At 53.5% G+C, this 17,827-nt stretch carries 14 protein-coding genes and 1 tRNA gene; 7 read left to right on the forward strand and 8 right to left on the reverse strand.

The window, feature by feature from the left end:
- Positions 1–558 precede the first annotated feature (558 nt).
- Together K239x_RS00210 and K239x_RS00215 are read left to right on the forward strand one after the other, a co-directional pair.
- Positions 559–960 (forward strand): TolC family protein, encoded by a 402-nt coding sequence (locus tag K239x_RS00210; protein ID WP_419189489.1) that lies wholly within the window; start codon positions 559–561, stop codon positions 958–960.
- Positions 885–1,469: a TolC family protein gene (locus tag K239x_RS00215; RefSeq protein WP_145415709.1), complete on the forward strand. Its 585-nt coding sequence runs from the start codon at positions 885–887 to the stop codon at positions 1,467–1,469. Before K239x_RS00210 ends, K239x_RS00215 begins: the two co-directional genes overlap by 76 nt.
- Before the next feature lie 169 nt (positions 1,470–1,638).
- Here the strand turns inward: K239x_RS00215 and K239x_RS00220 are convergent, their stop codons facing one another.
- The 3 genes from K239x_RS00220 to K239x_RS00230 are packed head-to-tail and all read right to left on the reverse strand — an operon-like array spanning position 1,639 to position 10,677.
- On the reverse strand, positions 1,639–6,879 hold the full coding sequence (locus tag K239x_RS00220; protein ID WP_145415710.1) for a CHAT domain-containing protein: 5,241 nt from the start codon (positions 6,877–6,879) through the stop codon (positions 1,639–1,641).
- On the reverse strand, positions 6,876–8,843 hold the full coding sequence (locus K239x_RS00225; RefSeq protein WP_145415711.1) for a caspase family protein: 1,968 nt from the start codon (positions 8,841–8,843) through the stop codon (positions 6,876–6,878). Before K239x_RS00225 ends, K239x_RS00220 begins: the two co-directional genes overlap by 4 nt.
- 46 nt (positions 8,844–8,889) lie before the next feature.
- Positions 8,890–10,677 carry a hypothetical protein gene (locus K239x_RS00230; RefSeq protein ID WP_145415712.1) on the reverse strand — a complete coding sequence of 596 codons (1,788 nt, stop codon included), beginning with the start codon at positions 10,675–10,677 and terminating at the stop codon, positions 8,890–8,892.
- 390 nt (positions 10,678–11,067) lie between these two features.
- Here K239x_RS00230 and K239x_RS00235 point away from each other — a divergent pair, with 390 nt between their 5' ends.
- On the forward strand, positions 11,068–11,421 hold the full coding sequence (locus K239x_RS00235; protein WP_145415713.1) for a hypothetical protein: 354 nt from the start codon (positions 11,068–11,070) through the stop codon (positions 11,419–11,421).
- A 108-nt stretch (positions 11,422–11,529) separates the two neighbouring features.
- Here K239x_RS00235 and K239x_RS00240 read toward each other — a convergent pair whose 3' ends face one another.
- From K239x_RS00240 to K239x_RS00255, 4 genes are all read right to left on the reverse strand, one after another.
- The gene (locus K239x_RS00240; RefSeq protein ID WP_145415714.1) at positions 11,530–11,979 is read right to left on the reverse strand and encodes a hypothetical protein; all 450 of its coding nucleotides are present in this window, start codon (positions 11,977–11,979) and stop codon (positions 11,530–11,532) included.
- A gap of 168 nt (positions 11,980–12,147) precedes the next feature.
- Positions 12,148–12,741: a class IV adenylate cyclase gene (gene cyaB / locus K239x_RS00245; RefSeq protein WP_145415715.1), complete on the reverse strand. Its 594-nt coding sequence runs from the start codon at positions 12,739–12,741 to the stop codon at positions 12,148–12,150.
- The gene (locus tag K239x_RS00250) at positions 12,734–13,705 is read right to left on the reverse strand and encodes a 3-isopropylmalate dehydratase small subunit (protein ID WP_145415716.1); all 972 of its coding nucleotides are present in this window, start codon (positions 13,703–13,705) and stop codon (positions 12,734–12,736) included. The genes cyaB and K239x_RS00250 overlap by 8 nt, the downstream gene beginning before the upstream one ends.
- Before the next feature lie 8 nt (positions 13,706–13,713).
- On the reverse strand, positions 13,714–14,781 hold the full coding sequence (locus tag K239x_RS00255; RefSeq protein ID WP_145415717.1) for a thiamine phosphate synthase: 1,068 nt from the start codon (positions 14,779–14,781) through the stop codon (positions 13,714–13,716).
- A gap of 30 nt (positions 14,782–14,811) precedes the next feature.
- Between K239x_RS00255 and K239x_RS00260 the strand changes: the two genes are divergently transcribed.
- The 3 genes from K239x_RS00260 to K239x_RS00270 all read left to right on the forward strand — a co-directional run bounded on the left by K239x_RS00260 (position 14,812) and on the right by K239x_RS00270 (position 16,438).
- Positions 14,812–15,597 carry an SGNH/GDSL hydrolase family protein gene (locus K239x_RS00260; protein WP_145415718.1) on the forward strand — a complete coding sequence of 262 codons (786 nt, stop codon included), beginning with the start codon at positions 14,812–14,814 and terminating at the stop codon, positions 15,595–15,597.
- Positions 15,598–15,658: 61 nt separating this feature from the next.
- Positions 15,659–15,732, forward strand: a tRNA-Arg gene (locus K239x_RS00265).
- Positions 15,733–16,087: 355 nt separating this feature from the next.
- Entirely contained in the window at positions 16,088–16,438 is a 351-nt protein-coding gene (locus K239x_RS00270) for a hypothetical protein (protein ID WP_145415719.1), read from the forward strand.
- Between the two features lie 137 nt (positions 16,439–16,575).
- On the opposite strand, the gene K239x_RS28135 is transcribed toward K239x_RS00270, so the two are convergent.
- Positions 16,576–16,980, reverse strand: coding sequence for a globin (locus tag K239x_RS28135; RefSeq protein ID WP_419189490.1), 405 nt, complete (start codon positions 16,978–16,980; stop codon positions 16,576–16,578).
- A 257-nt stretch (positions 16,981–17,237) separates the two neighbouring features.
- Here K239x_RS28135 and K239x_RS00280 point away from each other — a divergent pair, with 257 nt between their 5' ends.
- Positions 17,238–17,822: a GNAT family N-acetyltransferase gene (locus K239x_RS00280; RefSeq protein ID WP_145415721.1), complete on the forward strand. Its 585-nt coding sequence runs from the start codon at positions 17,238–17,240 to the stop codon at positions 17,820–17,822.
- The last annotated feature ends 5 nt before the right edge of the window (positions 17,823–17,827 follow it).

The raw sequence follows: 17,827 nt of genomic DNA on the forward strand, positions 1-17,827 counted from the left end.
GCTTGGCCGGCAACGTCTCGGGCGGGCTGCGCAGCGATCCGGCGATGCGATGTGCCGTCACATGTTCGGTGGATGATTCGGTCGTATTCGATCGCGCAGTGCGGTCTGGTTTCGCGTTGTCCATTTGGTTTTGTCGCCGTAGTAGTGGGGATGGACGAAAGAAGCAAATTAGGTGGCGTCGGTTTGGATCAGTTCGCCAATCAGTCTTTGGGTTGCCGAGACCGCGGTCAAGAAACGAGAGGCTCAGACACAATCGTCACCTTTGAACAATTGCCGGTGTATGTCGACCGAACCAGTCGCAAGATCCTGATTCACGTTGATGAACGATGGCAATCTTTTTCCACAAGGCCAAGAAGTGTTCACTGAGTATCAACGCATTCAGTTTGGCGACAACGGCAATACGATCGGGGTGACCGGATTGGGCAATTCGTTCAGTCTTTATCGAGCAGGATTCAACGCCAGCTGGGAAGTCGATTGTTGGAGCCGTTTGCGACGTGTGGTCGAATCGTCCGAAGCAAATTTGGGTGTGTCGATCGAAGACGAAAGAGATATTCGACTTTGCCTGACAGCCGAAGTCGTCGCCGCCTACACCGAGTTCGCGTTTTCCGGAATCGCATCCAAGTCGCGTTTGAAAATGCAAAGGCACAACAAGAACTGCTGCAGATCGCAGAATCTAGATTCGCCAGCGGAGATACACCGAAACTGGATGTCTCCCAAGCTCGTGCCAACTTGGCCAACACTCACGCCGCCATTCCTCCGCTACACAACGGGCTCAATCAAGCGAACAACCGGCTTTCCTTGCTGATTGGTGCGACGCTACAACAATTCGATGCGACGTCGACCTACGGTTTCGTTCCTTCCCCGCAGGCGCAGTCGTCGCGGGCATGCCACGCGACCTGCTGCGTCGTCTCCCTGATATCCGCCGCGCGGAGCGCGAAGTCGCCGCGCAGATCGCTTTGATCGGTGTTGCCAAAGCGGAGTTATTTCCCACGTTTTCATTGAAGGGGACCATCAACTGGGAGTCGTTCGAGCTGGATAACTTGATCGAATCTGGCAGCAATGCGGGTGCGATTGTCCCTGGTTTTCGCTGGAATATTTTGAACTATGGGCGCCTGACCAATAACGTGAAAGTGCAGGAGACGAGGCTGAAACAGACACTCGTTAACTACCGACACTCGGTCTTGGCTGCGAACACCGAGGCGGCAGATGCGATGTCAGCCTTCGCGAAAAAGCAGGAACAGATTAGCTATTTGAAACAGACGGTTGAAAGCAGCAGGGAAGCGGTCATGTTGGCGACCAAGCAATACGAAAAAGGCAAAGTGCGATTAGATCGCGTCACCGATCTGCGGACAGACTTGATCCAGCAGACCGACGCACTCGTGTTGGCAGCGGGCGAAGCGTCACTTGCATTGATCCGTTTGTACAAAACGATGGGCGGCGGATGGACCATGCCGCGTCAGTCCGCCTAGCGAAGTCGAAACGTTTGGCTGAAGTAAAAAGCGTGCTGTCCGGCGCGACGCGCAGAAGCAATGTTGCTGAACGCAGAGGGATTGCGATCACAATATGGGACGACTTCGATTTCAAAATCGATTTCTCGCTTTTGCCCCGTGTCGATTTAAGAACGGACCGCTGCCTGGGCTATTCGTGATCGCCTGACAAGGTAAAGGCTGCCCAGAAGAATGGCGATAGATTTTTGCCTTTGTCGTTGGGCTGGTCATCGATGGGAGCATCATCGGAAAGCTCGAACCGCCGATCACCTCGGAGTGCCCCGGTTTGTGGTTGGTAGCGATGGATCATTTCAAGCTGAGTCGCTTGGAGTGCTGCTGATTTGGTCATTTTCTCACTCCAGAGCTTTTCGTAAAACGTTGTCATGAACACTTGAGTCGCACGGTCATCGACTTTCCAAAGGCTGGTCAGAATACTTTTCGCCCCCGCCAATCCAAACGCTCGTTGGAGTCCCACGACTCCTTCGCCCGATTGCACTTCGCCGAGTCCGGTTTCACAAGCAGACAGCACGACCAATTCGGTTTCGACTAAATCCAGTTCTGTCACTTCTGCGGCGGTCAAAATCCCGTCGTCTTGGCCCATCTCCGGTGTTTGGTTTGCACCGGCCAGCACCACTCCCGTCAAGAAAGAAGGATGCAGCCCGGGTACGGTCTGCCCATCCAGCATCGACATCGAATTGAGAGATTCTTGTCGCCCGCTGGGCTGTACCGCACCGTTGCTGTTGGTGTTCTGCCCTGCGAAGAAACCATGTGTTGCCAAGTGAAGGTAGCGTGTCTTGCTTGCCATTCTGCGAATGGCGTCTTCACAAGCAGCGGTGCGGTTGAGCGAGATGACCTGAACATCTGGAAAACAGCGTTCTGCTGCTGACGCAATGCTGGTGATTTCATCGCGTGTCCCTGGCAGGGACTCCCAGTCATTGGATTCGGTCGGCGATCGGTTCGCCCAACGCGGGGCGTACTTCACTTTGGTCGTGACGGCGATCTTGTCGGAATCGATGCGGTTGGATTGTTTTGGGCTCGCGTTTTTTGCAATCGCATTTTCGGTAGTCTGCTGGGCAATGCTGGTCTCAAATCGGGCAGCGTAGTCCACGTCGCCCACCAGCAAGATTTTCTTCCCTGCATCAAGGCTGTTGTTTTGATCCCGCGCATCCTTTCGTTTGGATTCAATCATCCATTGGGGAACAGGCACTGTCACAAATGCGTGGTCTTGTACCAGAGAGCCTCTCTTGGCGGTGTGCGGAATCGCGGCGAAAGGTAACTGTGACAATCGGCCATCGGGGGATATCAACACGGTTTTGGCATTGCCGACCAGCGGCGCCAAAGGCTGCCAAAGAAGCGTCGCCAAGTGTTCGCCGGCGAGCTCTGCTCCGTTTCGGTTCGCGATCGTTGAGCCGGGGGTAAACGAACCACGCCACTGCGAAATGGCGTGGTTGATCTTGTCAGCTGGTCCAAGATCTATCATCGCGATGGCACCCGAGTCGCCCTGGATCGCAAAGGCCACGATGCATTTGGATTGGTCCGACGTCAGATCGCCGATCACATCTGAGCGTTTGAATTCAACAAAGTCGACCAGCACTTCGCTTGGCTTGATGAATTGCTGCCAATCAGTGGGAGTGGCTGCCCAGTTGGCTTCGGCCAGTTTGGTATGCGTCAGCAGTGCTAATTCAGATTCCAGCCGCTGCTTTTGTTGGGTCAGTACAGTCAGTCGATCCAAGGCCTTGGTTTGGTCGATTGCATTTCGTGCGGCAAAAACGCGAGAGGCGAGTTCGCGATTGACACCTTCCAACTGGCGTGAGACTGCGATGGTTTCAGGGTTGTGACTACGTGATGCCTTTCGCAGTCGGGCTTGTTGCATGAACACAGCCCCTTTCCATTGCAGGACGTAACGATGCACTTTTTCGGCGGCCAAATTCTGCTGGAGCGCAAATCCTAGATAAGCGTGCATGGCCTGGTCGGTTGCCATGCGTAGCGACAGTTGTTGGTTTTCAGATAGAACGGAAGCAAATCGCTGTTCGTCGGTGAGTGCGGAAACGACGCCCAAAGTGAGCCAATTTTCCGCTTCGGCGACCCGATCACAAAGCTGACACAGCTGTGCCAACTTGCGGTGAGTCCCCCATTGCAGGCTTTGTAAGCTGACAGCTGGATTGGCGACTGCATCGGCCTTTTCGCCCTTAGACGTTGTTGCATTTCCTCGGCTTAGCTCAAGTGATTGCGTCAGGTGGCGTTCGGCATCCATATAGCTGCCCTTGGCCAACAAGGCTTCTCCGAGCAAATGGTGTGCTCCGATCAGAAGCTCCCGATTCGGTGTTTCTGTTTTGCAACGTTTCAGGACGTCTTTTGCAATCGGTAACGCAGCATTGGATTCGCTTTGTATCAGATAGAGACGAGTCAGCAATTGTAAAATGCGTGTGTCGACTTCGTCCCCGACCGATTTGTCGTCGGACAAAAGTCGCCCGCGATGCAGCCACAGTTCGGCAAGGTCGGTTTTTCCCATTCGCAGATAAAGTTCTGCCAGTTGCAGCATGGACTGACTTCGCTGACCGATACCTGCTTCGGCCATGGCATTTTCTGCATTCACCACCAGCGCTTCGGCGCGATCAAAGTCGCCCATTGCTGAAAGCAAGTCCGCGTGTCGGAGCGACAGATTGGCAACGGCCAATGAATCGTCGGCCATTTCGTTTTGGAAGATCCGCAAGCAGAGATCTCCGTGTCGCAGGGCCTGTGGAAGGTCACCTCGCAGCCGGTACGCTTTTGCAATCGTGGCGTTCACGCGCGCGAACAACAACGATTCGTTGCCCTGGTCCTGTTCGGCTAAATCGATTGCGCGGTGTAAGCGACTGATGGCGGATGTGAAATTTTGCTGAAATATTTCGGCTTCGGCGACATACTGAAGTGCAATGACATGCAAGCCGATTTCACTGGGACCGTTCAGTTCTAAAACAGAAAGCGTCTGGGCAGCGAGCGTGTGAATTACTTCTGCGCGAGCATGATTTAGTTGCCCCATGGCATCGCCGTGCGGCGGAACAGTCAACGGCCGCAGCATCTTTAAGATTGCATCGGCATACTCCGGCGTATCCGTTTTGTACTGAGCTCCTGCGTGAGCCAAAAACTGTTTCACCCATGGGCTGTGATCATGGTTGTCGGTCCACGTACAGCTGGCGACAAGGCATCCGTACAAATTGGGGAGGTCACCGCCGGTTGGGTCGATTTTCTTTTTCAGTTCTAACGCGGATTGATAGTGTTCAACGGCTTCATCAAATCGCTGTGCTTCAAACGCGTTGTAACCTCTTTGAAAATGATTCCAGCAAGTCATTTGGCCATTGTTGAATTGGTTTCGCTCTCGAATCTCCAAGGCAGTCTTCAGATGTTTCTCGCTTTCATCGAAGTATCCCAATTGCGTTTCACAATCCGCTAGGTCGACCATCGTCTGGCAAATCTCAAACCCATCTTGTCCGTTGTAGATGTATGTCAGTTTCTCAAGTGCGTCGGTTAGCAAGGGATAGGCCTTGGCGGGTTTGCGCAAGCCATCCTTCAGAATACGCGCCTCGATTCGAAGACAATGCACGAACCGCTCCGATTTTGGACCCAGCGTTCTTTGGCAACATTCTTTGGCATCTGAAATGCACTCCAACGCTTGATCGATCTTCGCAAGTGCAGCCAAATTTCCGGCACGCCACTGGAGCCGTCCGGCATGCCGGGCTGTTTGATTGTAAGGACGTTTGTCGGTCCGCCGGAAAAGCTCTTCGTAGACCGTGGCTGCTTCGACGTGGCGTCCTAGTTCGACCATCACATTGGCGACCATGGATTGTGCATCATGGACGATGACATCTTGGGTCCCCAGAAGTGCGTCGGACTGTGCGAGAAATTTTTGTGCCCACTGGAGCGAATCGGTGTAGTTCCCCGTGCTGTAGGATTGGTCAGCACGATACTTCAGTGGCATGGCTTTGGCCAACTCCGAACGCTCGGTAGCCGATAGAGCGAGTCGGCGTTGAAAGCCGGCCAAAGAGATTTGCCCGTCAAGCACCATTGGATGGTCGTTGCCAAACCGCGCCTTCAAGCGAACCAGGAAATCTTGGACGGGCTTGATTACAGACGGACTAATTTGATCCGAACTGCCCAAATGATCGAGGTTGATAAAGACATCGTTTACCGCGCCGCAAAGCCAGTCATCCCGGCGTGCCCGCGTCTGCATGAAGACATCCGAGGCCGTGATCAGATGCTCGATGGCTTGTCGATAGGATCCCTGTGTCCAAGACCAGTAGCCCATGCGCCGGTAAATCATCGCCGTCGTATCGGACTGGTCGCCGAACAGTTTTTCCCACTTGGGCAAGATATCCTTGCCCAACTTGATTGCCGCAGGAAAACTTCGCACGCTGGCAAGTTGGATTGCTTCTTGTCGTTTCGCATTCAGCGTCTGGTAATCGTTTTTTTCGTCGGCTGACAAGGACACGATCGCGCGGCAGACGTCTAGATCGCGTTTCAATCCAGCGTTCTCGTCTGATAGCCGGATCGCGATTGCCTGTGCTTCTTCGCGAAAGGATAGCGCGGCGTCCCAGTCAGCGTTGCGCTCGGCGACTTTGGCTCTGGTAACCAGGATGCTAGCCGTATAGCCAGCTATGTTTGCGCCTCCATCGTCCTCCATGGCTTTCCACCAAGTGTCAGGCATTTCTCGCTTGAGTTGCTGGAAAGCCTGACGCGACACTTCAATGGCTTTCTCCGCGTCACCATCGACCAGGAAAACATAAGCACGCAGCATCGAAAGGTTGGGAGGCATTCGTACGATGCCTGAACCATCACGCACCGCTTCGATGGCAAGTTGCTTGGCAAACCAATCGTAGGATTCGATGATTTGTGCAAACCGATCCGTGATGTCGCGGTCGCTGTTGAATCTGGCAATCGTGTAGGTGAGATCGGTCAGACGCTTGCGGGCTTCGACTGCCATGCCCCGAGAGACCGGACCGTTGCCATCGACAATTCTGGTGGACTGACCATTGCCGGAATCATAAACGAGTTTCCATAGCTTGGACGCGTCACTTTCTTGCCCCAGATTGTTGTATGCATTTAAGAGCATGAAGTGCGTCAGTTTGTTGCCTGCAAACGAGTCGCCAAAAGCAATCTTTTCGAGTCGTTGGGCTTGTTGTCCCAGCTGTAAAAGTTTGGCCCAGTCTTTTGCAAGCAGGGCGTCGCGGCAATCGTTCCAAATTAGATCTCGCGATAGAATTGCACGCGATTGAGCAATGGTCGGTACGTCGATTGTGGGATCACCTTCGTCCGCCCCCACCTTCGTCGACCGAAGCACGGATGTTGAAAGAATCACGATGGACAAGGCCACCATTGTGATGCAGATTTTCGACGGGCGTGATGATGCGTTCATTGACTGATCCACTGAACCAAGTGAGCATCCCACCACAGGTTGCTCGTTGCTGTTTCCTGGCCTCGGATGGCTGACGATTGGCTCGAAAAGAAATCGATCTTCAACTGAGAACCATTCGCATCCTGCTGACGGACAGCACTGTTTGGGTTAGCTGTAAACGCCCCACTGCGTGTGGGGGTGGATTCAGGGGCGTGTAAAAACTGAAAGAGACTGGAGAGATCAAGAGGTCGGGGACCGACAAAGACGATCGCCCGATGAAGCCCCACGATCGCTGGACGAAATTCAGGATCGTCTCGTGGTAGCAGAGCATCTCCATTGCAAACAAAACCGCTGGAGCGAACGCCCCTAGTGGCGTCAATCCTCTGTCGCTCGATATTGGGTTGTGTGAAGGAACGCGGACACATCAGCGACACTTCATGGTTGGGATCAATATGGACAATCGTGGCAAAGAGATCTTGGTCTGAAGCCAAATCGTGTTGCACTTCGATAATGTAGATGTCACCCGTATCGAGCTGGGGGCGTCCAGAGAGTCCCGGTTTGGCGGGGGCCCATTGGATCGTTTTCGCATCAGGCCCTGAACGCTTACCAATAACCAGCCCGGTTCGGATCGCAGCATCGCTGGGAGCTCTGGCCGCGACGTGCTGCGCGATGATCTGTGTCAATCGATCCGAAGCGATCTGGCCAGGAGATTTTTCACCAGCTCGCGTGACCGCATCCTTGGAGACAAAGCCGGTTTCGATGGATGCCCAAGCAGTGTCCGGTCGAGCGACTGGCGCGTGGTCGTTCCATTGAACGGATACACGGGATTGGTCAAATCCGACTTGGTCAATCGTCGCCGTGCCGATGGTGTGCCGGGAACTAGCGAGCGCGGCGATCGGTTTGGCAGACGTGAAGATCGGAAACGATGTACCTGTCTGGATCGAATCCAGGATGCCGCGTTGCAAGAAACCTTGTGAATCGCCGTCGTCTTTCTGGTTTGGCGTAAACCGGATCATTGCGATATCGCGAAGGTTACCTGAATCGGTTTTCGCTTTGTGATTTGTCAACCAGAACGGTTCCCCCGCCATCGCACCGGAGATCTCGACTTGAGGTTCTGGAAGCAGACCGAGGTGATCTTCGAGCTGATAGTGCCAGTGCAAAAGGTTTGCCAAACGGGTCATCGGCAGCGGTGATCCTTGCTCGATCAACGCACAAACTCGGGCCAGAGAAAGCGTCAATAGTCCGTGCGGTTGTCCGGCTGATTCGGTCTCTGGTTCCAGCTGATCCGATCGACAAGCCGAAATGAATCCGACATTGTTGGGTAGTTCGGCCTCTGTTGATAAAGCAGCAAACTGATCGACAGGAGGCGAAGGCAGTGATCGGTCCAAGCGGCGATGCCGTACGCGCTCTCCGGTGCCACCTCCTCGAAGCCCTGTTCCGCTGTGACAGCAATCCAGAATGACCAACAGGCGATTAGTTGGATCGCTGGCGATCGAATGAGCCCAGTGTCGTAACTCATCGTCGCGAATGTCTTGCTGGCCGCCTTGTCGATCAGCGTCGTGGGGAACGATTGTCTGATCGAAATACGAGGGCTCGTCGCGCATCGGTCCTTGCAACTGATCCATCGCTTGGGAACCGTGTCCGCTGAAATGGAACACGACCCTTGCTGGTTCTCCGGATTGATTGCAGGCCTGGACTTTCTCCAGCGTCGCCTGCAAAGCGTTTAAGATTGCAGAACGGGTCGCCATCGAATTGGTCAGCACCGTCAAATTACCCGGCTTGTAAGCCTGGTCGGAACCCAACATTTGTTTGACGAGACTGACGTCGTTGACGCAGCCGCGTAATTGCTGGCTTGGTGGCAACGATGCGTATTGGTCGATGCCAATCAGAATGCCAAACCGTTCAGCAGACACGTCAGGCGCAGCGAAGGCGACTGCGAACGAAGTTGAAACGATCCAAAAGACGAACCTCGCAGGATTATTCATGTGGGTTTCTTCAGGCGTAGTCGATCAAGTCACTGAATCGATCCCATCACTGGTTTGATTTTGTGTCACTGCTGCTGGCAGACGGACGCATCATCGACGTCAGCAGCATGTCGAATGCTTGCTCGCGCGTCTCGTCATCGACTCGGATGGGAGAGGGGAAACTAAGGCTATTGACGCTAGCGATGCGTGCGAGCATCTCTTCGGCCGGTCGACAGATTTCCAAGTCATCGTTCGTCACTTTCCCGTGATAAGCTCGGGAACCAAGCGACTTGAGACTCGCTTTCTGTTCGCTGGTCAGCAACTTTGTTTTTGCAATTGAATTGGCCAAATCGCGCAGCGTCGAAATGTCCTCGTCCTTGCCGGCTTGAATCAATGATTTTGCGATCACACGGTACAGACCCAAGCTGGCTACTTCCCGATCGTCCCCACCCAGCGAAACCAACACGGACCCGGGCAGACCCACCGAATCAGGCCTTGGAATGGCGACGTCAGTCTTGCTACTTGCGGCAATCGCCGTGTCGTCACTTGACGCAGTGGCCTTGATCGAAGCAATCGAGTGTGCGTCTTGATATGGACCTTGCAATTCTTCTTCGATCTCACGTAGGTAAGTTCGCAGCCCGGCTTGCTGGCGTGACCCGATACCGTCTAGGTCGGTTTGTAACAGTCGATGCAGGACACGCATTTCGGTTACACATTTGGCGTAGCAGATCGAGAGCGGTCCGCAATTCGACGGCGAATAGGATTTCAATTCCCTCAACATCGCGTCTGCGTTTCCGCGAAGTGCACGATGACGAAACAAACTAGGCCAAGACGACGACAGGTCGCTTGCGGTTCGCTCTTGAAGCGCAGCTGTCTTGATTCGATTGGCAGCGATACGTTGGTCCAGTTTCTCTTTGGCGTTCTCCGCTCGCATTTTTCGCAACGTCCAAATCATGATGGCGCGTTTTTGAGTCAAATCCAAATCGGCAGACTTCACTTCTTGCATCTTTCTCATGCATTCGATTCTCGATATCTCGCCCTTCCAATACGAGTCGTAGAGCTTGCCGTACGCGTCCACCAGACTTGCTCTTTGTTGTTCTCTTGCCTGTAGAACAGAGTAGGCGTTGGTTCCATCACCGCGGGTTAGCTTGAGCGACTTTCGGTCTTGTGATGGCGTTGCTCGATAAATCCCTAGTAGCTGGTCGCTGGTTTGCTGCTGATCCTGCTCCTTTTGCTGCACAGCGTTGAACAGATTAACGGCGACACCGGTGATCGACGGCGGCAGTTGCTCGGCAATGCTTTGGCTCGCATCCGCCACCCGATTCAACTCGTCTAGCAGCGACTCTGGCAATGGTTTGCCAACCAGTTCGTCACGTAGATGTTTGACACGGTCACGTTGACCGGTCACGGCAGCGATCAAGAGATCTCGTCGCAGCTGTTTTGACCAAGCAAGGCTTTCCGCGGTGACGGCATCCGCTTCGACGGAGATGGGGAGCGGTTTCAACGCTCCGGCATCGTCCGCTAATTGCTTGATCGTCTGTGTCAGCCACTGATCTGATTCTGCTACGGACAACACGGCTTTTGTTGATGATTCATCTCCGCTGGCTGTCGCCAAAACCCAGGCCGTAACCGGCACCGATCGAATGCTCTCTGATCGCACGATTTTGATGGGAATCCCGTTGATTAGTTCGACCAGTCGCGCGGAGTCCAGGCTGTCAATCGCTTGGCCGATCTGAACAAACGTTTCGGTCGTTGGCGGTTTTGCGTTTGTGGTAACCGCCTCTTCGGCCACCGCGTTGCCAAGTGCCACGATGCTGATCGCAATTGCGGCCTGCCGGATGATGCGATTTAGCATGCGAAAACACTTTTCTGTTATGAACGTTTGAAGCATCCAACCGATTGTAGACCATCGTATTTTTGGCGTTGCGCAATTTCAAGAATTCGGGGTAAGCATTTGGGCAAGCAATCGGAGTGCTGTTCCAGGGTAAAGCATTCATCATTGCGGGGGCTGATCTGTCCAAATCGACAAGTGCGTCTTTCTGAGTGCTGACGGCTATTGGTGACGGAAACACGAAAGTGTCCTGAAGGTGCCAAATGAATTTGCAGGGCCGATTAACGGGACACCCTGACTCCGTCGCTCCTTTTGCGTCGTCCGATTACGTTTAGGCAACGATAATCAATTGGCGGTCGTTGTATCGCCAGCGTGTACTGCAACTGAGAATCATTCCATCACGGAGTATCAATAGTGAACATTCAGGCTCAGGGTTGGTGGGAGCAAGATTGTTACGGTCGGCAGACAATGGATCCGTTGTTGCTGGATTTCGTTGACGGAGAAGTTTCCGGATCGGGCAACGACATTGTCGGGCCGTTTACGATGTCGGGCGTCATCAAGGACGGCAACGTCGCGATCAAGAAACATTATGTCGGCCAGCACGACACCGACTACATCGGTCAGTTTGACGGTGAAGGAACGATGCAGGGAAAATGGCATATCCACGAAATGACAGGACCATGGATGATTCACTTGCGTGGCCAAGTCGGTGGTCGTCATCGAGATTGCGGCGGCGACCAGGAGCCGGCGGACATTCGTCAGATCTAGCGTTTGTTGGTTAAACGCTCTGGTGGACAGCACTGAGACGCGCACGAAAAAACCGGCCGCCTGACTTGCAAGCGGCCGGTTGTTTGTTCGAGAGCGTCTTGCGAAGAGTTACTTTTTCTTGGCAACTTTCTTAAACGCTTTGGCAAATTTGGCATCGGTGAAAACGAGTTTCATTTTGGCCTCGTCGCCCTGCGTGGATTCGACCTTGCCTTTGCAGCCGTCACAGCAAAATGCAACTTTGACGCCAGCGACTTCGGTTGCTTTCGCTGGGTCCGCAGGTTTCGAGCTGAACGGGCACAATTTTTGTTCGTACTGTTTAGTAGCGACCAACTGATGGTTGGCTTTCACCGCGAACTTCTTTTCTGACTTGGCAAACTTGCCAGCACATCCGCCACAGCAGAAGTAAACTTTTCCGTCTTTGTAATCGACCGATTTCGACATGTCCGCAGCCTTGTTGGCGACGACGCACTGTACGGTCTTCTTCGTATCGGCTTCGGTCGCAACGACGACGCCTGCAATGAGGGCAACGGCAAGGAACGCGCTGATTTTCTTAAACATGTTCTCAATCTCCAAGTGACAATGAAATCGGATTCAACCACGCGTCTTTTGACAAAGTCATTCGACAGTGTCATCAAATCACGGCATCGATGCTGATCATGCCAACCATGGCCACCAAACTCCGTGCTAGAGCATAGGCAGTTTGGCAACACAGGGTCAAATTTCCGTTTAGTTTGACGGCGACTCCAGCAGCATTCTCAGATAGCTTCGCGGCTCGTCTCGATGCAATCCCAGCTCAGGAGCCAATTCCAAAATTCTGGCTCTCGCATCGGCAATCCGTGTTTCTTGCTGGGAAACTTGCTGATCATTATGGCTTTCGATGACCAGTTCGATCTCAGAAAACCAGCCCAGAGCGTGGACATGATCGATCGTGACCGTGAATTCGTGGTCGTTTTTCGCTAATAAAAAACTACGCCGATCTTTCTTCACCGTGGCAACTCGCCGGAACCCAAGCAGATCCAGCAGCGTTTGCATCTGCGAACCATCGACGTCGCCGGGGTCTAATCGCCATTCGAGTTCGCGTCGTGCTTTGACAGCTCCCGGCAGCTTGGTCCCTTTGTAAGTAATCAAGGGCATGCCATTGCTGTAGCGAATCCGCAGCGCTTCGTGAGTCTGCGCAAAATCACGACACGGATGATTGAAATATGTGTCGGCGTGTTCCTGAAATGGCTGTTCGGTCGCGCCCAACGCGACTAGCCGATGTTGAAGCACGTCTGCCTCGTCGACGTGGTACTTTTGTTCGACTTCGATTGCGTTATTCATTGACGGTCGACGATGCGTTGGTAGGGGAGGGGCGTGTCAATCGAAGACGTCCCAACGGTGGTGACTTGCCCTCGCTGGTGATCCAAACTTGATGTTGCTGGTCGACGGCCACAGCTTCGACTTGCTTCCAATTCGGCAACGAGTAAATCTGAGGCAGCTTGGCAAACTGTTCAGACAACTTTTGGTCGTTGGCCGTTCGTTTGAAGTGAAAGGCTTGAAAATAATTGACGATCCAAACATCACCGTTCTTGCTGTCGATATCCATTCCCGAAACCATTGGAATCGATAACGTCGTGGCTTTCTGGGCGACGATTTTTTCGGTGTCACCTGCTGGTCGACTGTTTCGCTTGGGCAGGTCGATCGTATACACGACGGCGTAGGGCAGTTTTCCCTTGGTGATTAAGACAACTTTTTGACGCTCCGTATCGACCGCGATCGCTTCGCAATCACGGGGCTGATCGGGAAACGTAACATGAAGGACTTGGACGCGTTTTTGGTCGGTCTTCTTGTCTGGATTGGGTTCGTCCAGAAGGTACAGTTCGATCGACTTGCGTTTGTGCAAATTGTTTCCACTGTCGGCGACCAGCAACCGCGGATAGCCGTCGTGAACGAACGACGCCATGTCTTCCCAGTCTTTGTTTTCGATTCCTTTCAAGCGACACCGGCCGGTTGCTTTGCCGCGATTGTCGACGGCATACAAGTAGGACTTGTTGCCGGAATCGTTGTGCGTCCACCAGCGATTTTTGCCGACATTTGAAACCGCCAGTCCGCTACTTTCAGTGACATCTGATTTCTTCAGCCTCACGACATCCAGCACCACAGCGGGATTTTCGTCCAACTTGGGCTGTTTGTCGTCGGCGATGGCCCAGTTAGATGGCAACCCGAACGGAACAACCAGCAGGCCGCACAAAACGGTAAACGCTGAGATGACTTTCATGCCGGATTTCGCCTGCGTCTGATTCATTTGGATTGCTAATTCGCCTGCAGTCGATTTCGCAAGTCACGTGCCGCTGTGACGCGGTCATCGGCTCGGTCGATGGCGCCGGTGACGGCGATGCGATGAAAACCTGTGGCGGTCACTTGAGCGACATTGTCGGCTTCGATGCCACCGATTGCAAAGGCAGGAAGCGCCCGTTGTTTCTTTGCATCGTGGACTTCGGACAGAAACTCCGTACCGACAAATTCATCAAACAATTTGGTTCGGCTGGGAAACACGGGGCCGCAGCCAATGTAGTCCGCGCCCTCTCCAATCGCGTCGTGGACTTGAGCGATGCTATGCGTCGAAACACCGATCAATCGATCGGTTCCGATGATTGCTCGAGCGGCGTCCGCGGGCATCTCATCTTGGCCGACGTGAACTCCATCTGCACCCGACGCCGCTGCGATGTCAGGCCGATCGTTGACGATAAAAAGCGTGTCGTTTTGGTTGGCGATCAGAACGCCGATCTTGGCACGCTCCAGCAAGACGCGGTCGCTCTGTGCTGAATCACGAAGCTGTAAGATATCCACGCCAGCTTTGGACAACTCAGTTACCTTGGTTGCAAAGTCTTGATCGTCGGTGCCTGCGTCGATCAAAACATAGAGCTGACTTGCGGCGAGCCGAGTCAGTCGATCGCTGCGACGGAGTTGTTGTTCCAGATCGGCACAGACCGTGTACGCGCGGTAGCGAACTCGTTCGACCGCCGAACTAACGCTCGTGTCGATGAGTTTGCTGTACTCTTCGATGACTCGCAGCGACTGTTGGGTTCGACTGGCCGCAGCCTGTATTACGCTTACGGCATTGGAGCGATGGTATTCTGTCTCCACTTGGATATTGGTGCCGACATCGTCTGCCGTGTCGCGTGCGGCCAAGAGGGACTCTCGGTCAAGGATCGACAGAGCCGTTGTCAAACCGTGTCGCAACGTTTTCAACGACGACGTCATCGTTGAATCATCTAGAACAAAGCGGGCGTACTCTTCCATGGTACGAAGCCCTTCGCCGGCTCGGTTGATGCTCGCATCGAGAATACGATAGACTGCCCGGTGTGATTGAATAGACATTGGAGAGCGAACAAAAACCGGGAGATTCGGATGAAGACAGTCTTACAGAACAGTTTAGTAGTTGCGTTGGTTGCCGGAGTCTTTTGTGCGACTTTCAACGATCTCACTCCTTCGTTTGCCCAAGAAGCTGCGACTCAGAAGAAATCGCCGGAGAAAAAGCGGCCTGCGAAGAAAAAGCGAGCACCTAATCCTGCCTTCCAACCACCGGAAATCCAAGAGGGCTTGCCCAATGTGCTGCTGATCGGCGATTCGATCTCGATCGGATACATGGTTCCAGCCCGCCAAGAGCTCAAAGGCATTGCCAACGTTTTCCGCCCCAGCACTAACTGCGGACCGACGACAAACGGAGTGGCCAAAGTGGACGCTTGGGTGGGCGATCGCAAATGGGACGTGATCCATTTCAATTTTGGACTTCACGATTTGAAATACATGGGCCCCAAAGGCCAAAATTTGGCGGACCCCCAATCGGCCGAAAGCAAGCCACAAGTCTCCATCGACGACTACGCCGCGAACCTGACAACGATCGCGAAGCGTCTGAAGAAAACGGGAGCAACCGTCATTTGGCGACAAACGACGCCCGTCCCCGAAGGAGCCAAAGGCCGCGTGGTGGGCGATTCACGCCAGTACAACGAAGTGGCGGCGAAGGTGATGGAAGAGGTCGGCGGTATTCAAACCGATGCTATGTTTGATTTCGCGACAAAGGAAGTCCAGACCTTGCCGGCCAACGTGCACTACAGCAAAGAGGGTTCGGCCAAGTTGGGCGCACACGTCGCCGACGTGGTCAAACAGGCGTTGTCCTCACGCGTCAAAAAATGACCCCGCAGAATCCTAAGCGCCCTTCTAACTCTCGCGTGAACACATCAAACTATCACGACACGCCCTCGTAGCTCAGCTGGATAGAGCAGCTCATTCCTAACGAGCAGGTCAGAGGTTCGAATCCTCTCGGGGGTGCTTCGCTTTTCGATTCTTTTTGCGAGTACCGGTTTTTACCGAAGTTGCCAATCGCGGTCGGTCATTGCGACCAAACCCGACCACCCAGATCCGATCGCTCAAACGCTGGATTTGAGGCAATAGGTGGCGTCATCGATCGATTTCACGCGTGTGGCTTCATGCAACTCTGCCTGCGAATTTGCGGGGAGCACTCGATTGGATCAGCTATTTTGGGGGAGTGGCATGTGGTTGTTGTGGGGCCCCACCATTAGCCATTTATGCAAGGGTGTTCCTTCATCGGTTGATTGTGAAGCGCGGCGGGCCGTTTGTTGGTCCGATGAAACGCCAAACGCAACTCCGGAGAAGAGCGAATACTGTGCGAAACAAACTGATGATCTTGGGCGTCTCATTCTTCTTGTCTCTGCCAGGCATCGAGGGCATCGCGGCCATCGTTGTTGAACTGGATCTAAAAGAGGATCGAACAGCCGTCCGCGAAGAGTACCCGATCGAGTCATCGCATTACGCGACGTCGATCGTTGTAAAAGATTCCGAACAGCCGTCCTCACAATCGCTGACAACTGTTCGCTTTGTTTCTCAGCCATTAGCGATTGAACAAAATTCGTTTAGCAACGGCTATTCGCTTGCCCAGATGACTATCTACGGGCTGACAGCAGCGTTCACTTTTTATGCCGCGTTAGTATTGCCCCGATTCATGCACTGGCGTTGAGCCGGCGGTGGATGCCTATGTTTGTGGGTGCCCGTGTTTGTGGAGGCCTATGCTTAGTGCCATGCCCGTGCTTAGTCACGAGGTCTCTGATCAGTCGGAACCTTGTGCCCTGTTGAAGTGACCCGTCGAATACTCGCTCAATAGAACTTCACCATGTGTGTGATGACGTGACCGAGAATCGCTGTCCAGGCCTCTTCCACTTCATCGGTCCATGCGGTGTCATATTCGCTGGCAACTTCGATCACGGTTGTCATCCACGTTTCGTACATTGACGGTTCAATGTTCAAATGGTGGCGATCGTGAGTTTCGGCACGCTCCCGAATTTCTCGGAGTGAACTGGGGTCTCCCGAGGTCGCACCGGCGGCGAGCTTCAACGAGCGCAGAAGCATTTCGTTTTGTTTTTCAAAATCAGTGTTCTTGAATTTGTCACGGATCGCATCCGAACGCGACAAGAAACGCTCATAGAATACCGGAATGAAGTTCCGGTTTTCACTACAACGATCGAGACTGCCGAGAAAAAGATCTTTGTGCGTTCCATCCATTGAGGGCTACTTTGTTCGATTGAAGCGGATGACTCTCCCTCAGCTTAGTTCATTTGGCTTGCAGTATGTCAGTGTCGTGCATCTGGCGAAAAAACAGAATGACAGAGAGAGCACGCATCGCTATCACGTTGTTTTTCTAGGAAATAGAATGCTCTGCTACGGTTTGGCGAACCATTCCAAACCGCAGCGTGTCGCGATTGCCATGTGACCCGCTTTCGGTGTAACCCTGTTCGACCTCGCTGAATGCCCTTTGTTTTATGAAACGAATTGAACCCGTCACGCTCGAACGCGGCGGCATCCGATTAGAACCTCTTTCGGAACAACACATCGAATCACTTTCGGCCGCAGCCTGTGATGGCGAGCTTTGGGAGCTGTGGTTTACGTCCGTTCCGAAACACTTGCAGACGGCGGACTACGTTGCCGATGCGTTGGCAGGGCAGGCCAGCGGACACATGTTGCCTTGGGCCGTGCGCGAGCTAGCCAGCGATTCGATCATCGGAACAACGCGTTACCACGACATTGTCGTCGATGCCAGTCGCGTCGAAATTGGCTACACGTGGTATGCAAAGCAATGGCATCGAAGTCACGTCAACACGACATGCAAGTTGATACTGTTGTCACACGCATTCGAGGAACTGAGCTGCGAAGTAGTGGGGTTGCGGACGGATCACTTTAACTTTGTCTCCCAGCGTGCGATCGAACGGCTAGGGGCAAAGAAAGACGGCGTGATCCGTCACCATGCGCCGCGTCGTGATGGAACTGTTCGCGATACGGTGATGTACAGCATCCTTCGTGCCGAGTGGCCTACGGTGCAGAGGCATCTTGAATCCAGGCTGTCCTGAATCCA

It is taken from the genome of Stieleria marina, from assembly GCA_007741555.1.
Taxonomy (GTDB): domain Bacteria; phylum Planctomycetota; class Planctomycetia; order Pirellulales; family Pirellulaceae; genus K23-9.

Bases quoted from the DNA above. Each gene is read 5' to 3' on its own strand.
- K239x_RS00215 (WP_145415709.1), top strand. From the start codon at position 885: ATGCCACGCGACCTGCTGCGTCGTCTCCCTGATATCCGCCGCGCGGAG.
- K239x_RS00220 (WP_145415710.1), bottom strand. From the start codon at position 6,879: ATGAACGCATCATCACGCCCGTCGAAAATCTGCATCACAATGGTGGCC.
- K239x_RS00225 (WP_145415711.1), bottom strand. From the start codon at position 8,843: ATGAATAATCCTGCGAGGTTCGTCTTTTGGATCGTTTCAACTTCGTTC.
- K239x_RS00230 (WP_145415712.1), bottom strand. From the start codon at position 10,677: ATGCTAAATCGCATCATCCGGCAGGCCGCAATTGCGATCAGCATCGTG.
- K239x_RS00240 (WP_145415714.1), bottom strand. From the start codon at position 11,979: ATGTTTAAGAAAATCAGCGCGTTCCTTGCCGTTGCCCTCATTGCAGGC.
- cyaB (WP_145415715.1), bottom strand. From the start codon at position 12,741: ATGAATAACGCAATCGAAGTCGAACAAAAGTACCACGTCGACGAGGCA.
- K239x_RS00250 (WP_145415716.1), bottom strand. From the start codon at position 13,705: ATGAATCAGACGCAGGCGAAATCCGGCATGAAAGTCATCTCAGCGTTT.
- K239x_RS00255 (WP_145415717.1), bottom strand. From the start codon at position 14,781: ATGTCTATTCAATCACACCGGGCAGTCTATCGTATTCTCGATGCGAGC.
- K239x_RS00260 (WP_145415718.1), top strand. From the start codon at position 14,812: ATGAAGACAGTCTTACAGAACAGTTTAGTAGTTGCGTTGGTTGCCGGA.
- K239x_RS28135 (WP_419189490.1), bottom strand. From the start codon at position 16,980: ATGGATGGAACGCACAAAGATCTTTTTCTCGGCAGTCTCGATCGTTGT.
- K239x_RS00280 (WP_145415721.1), top strand. From the start codon at position 17,238: ATGAAACGAATTGAACCCGTCACGCTCGAACGCGGCGGCATCCGATTA.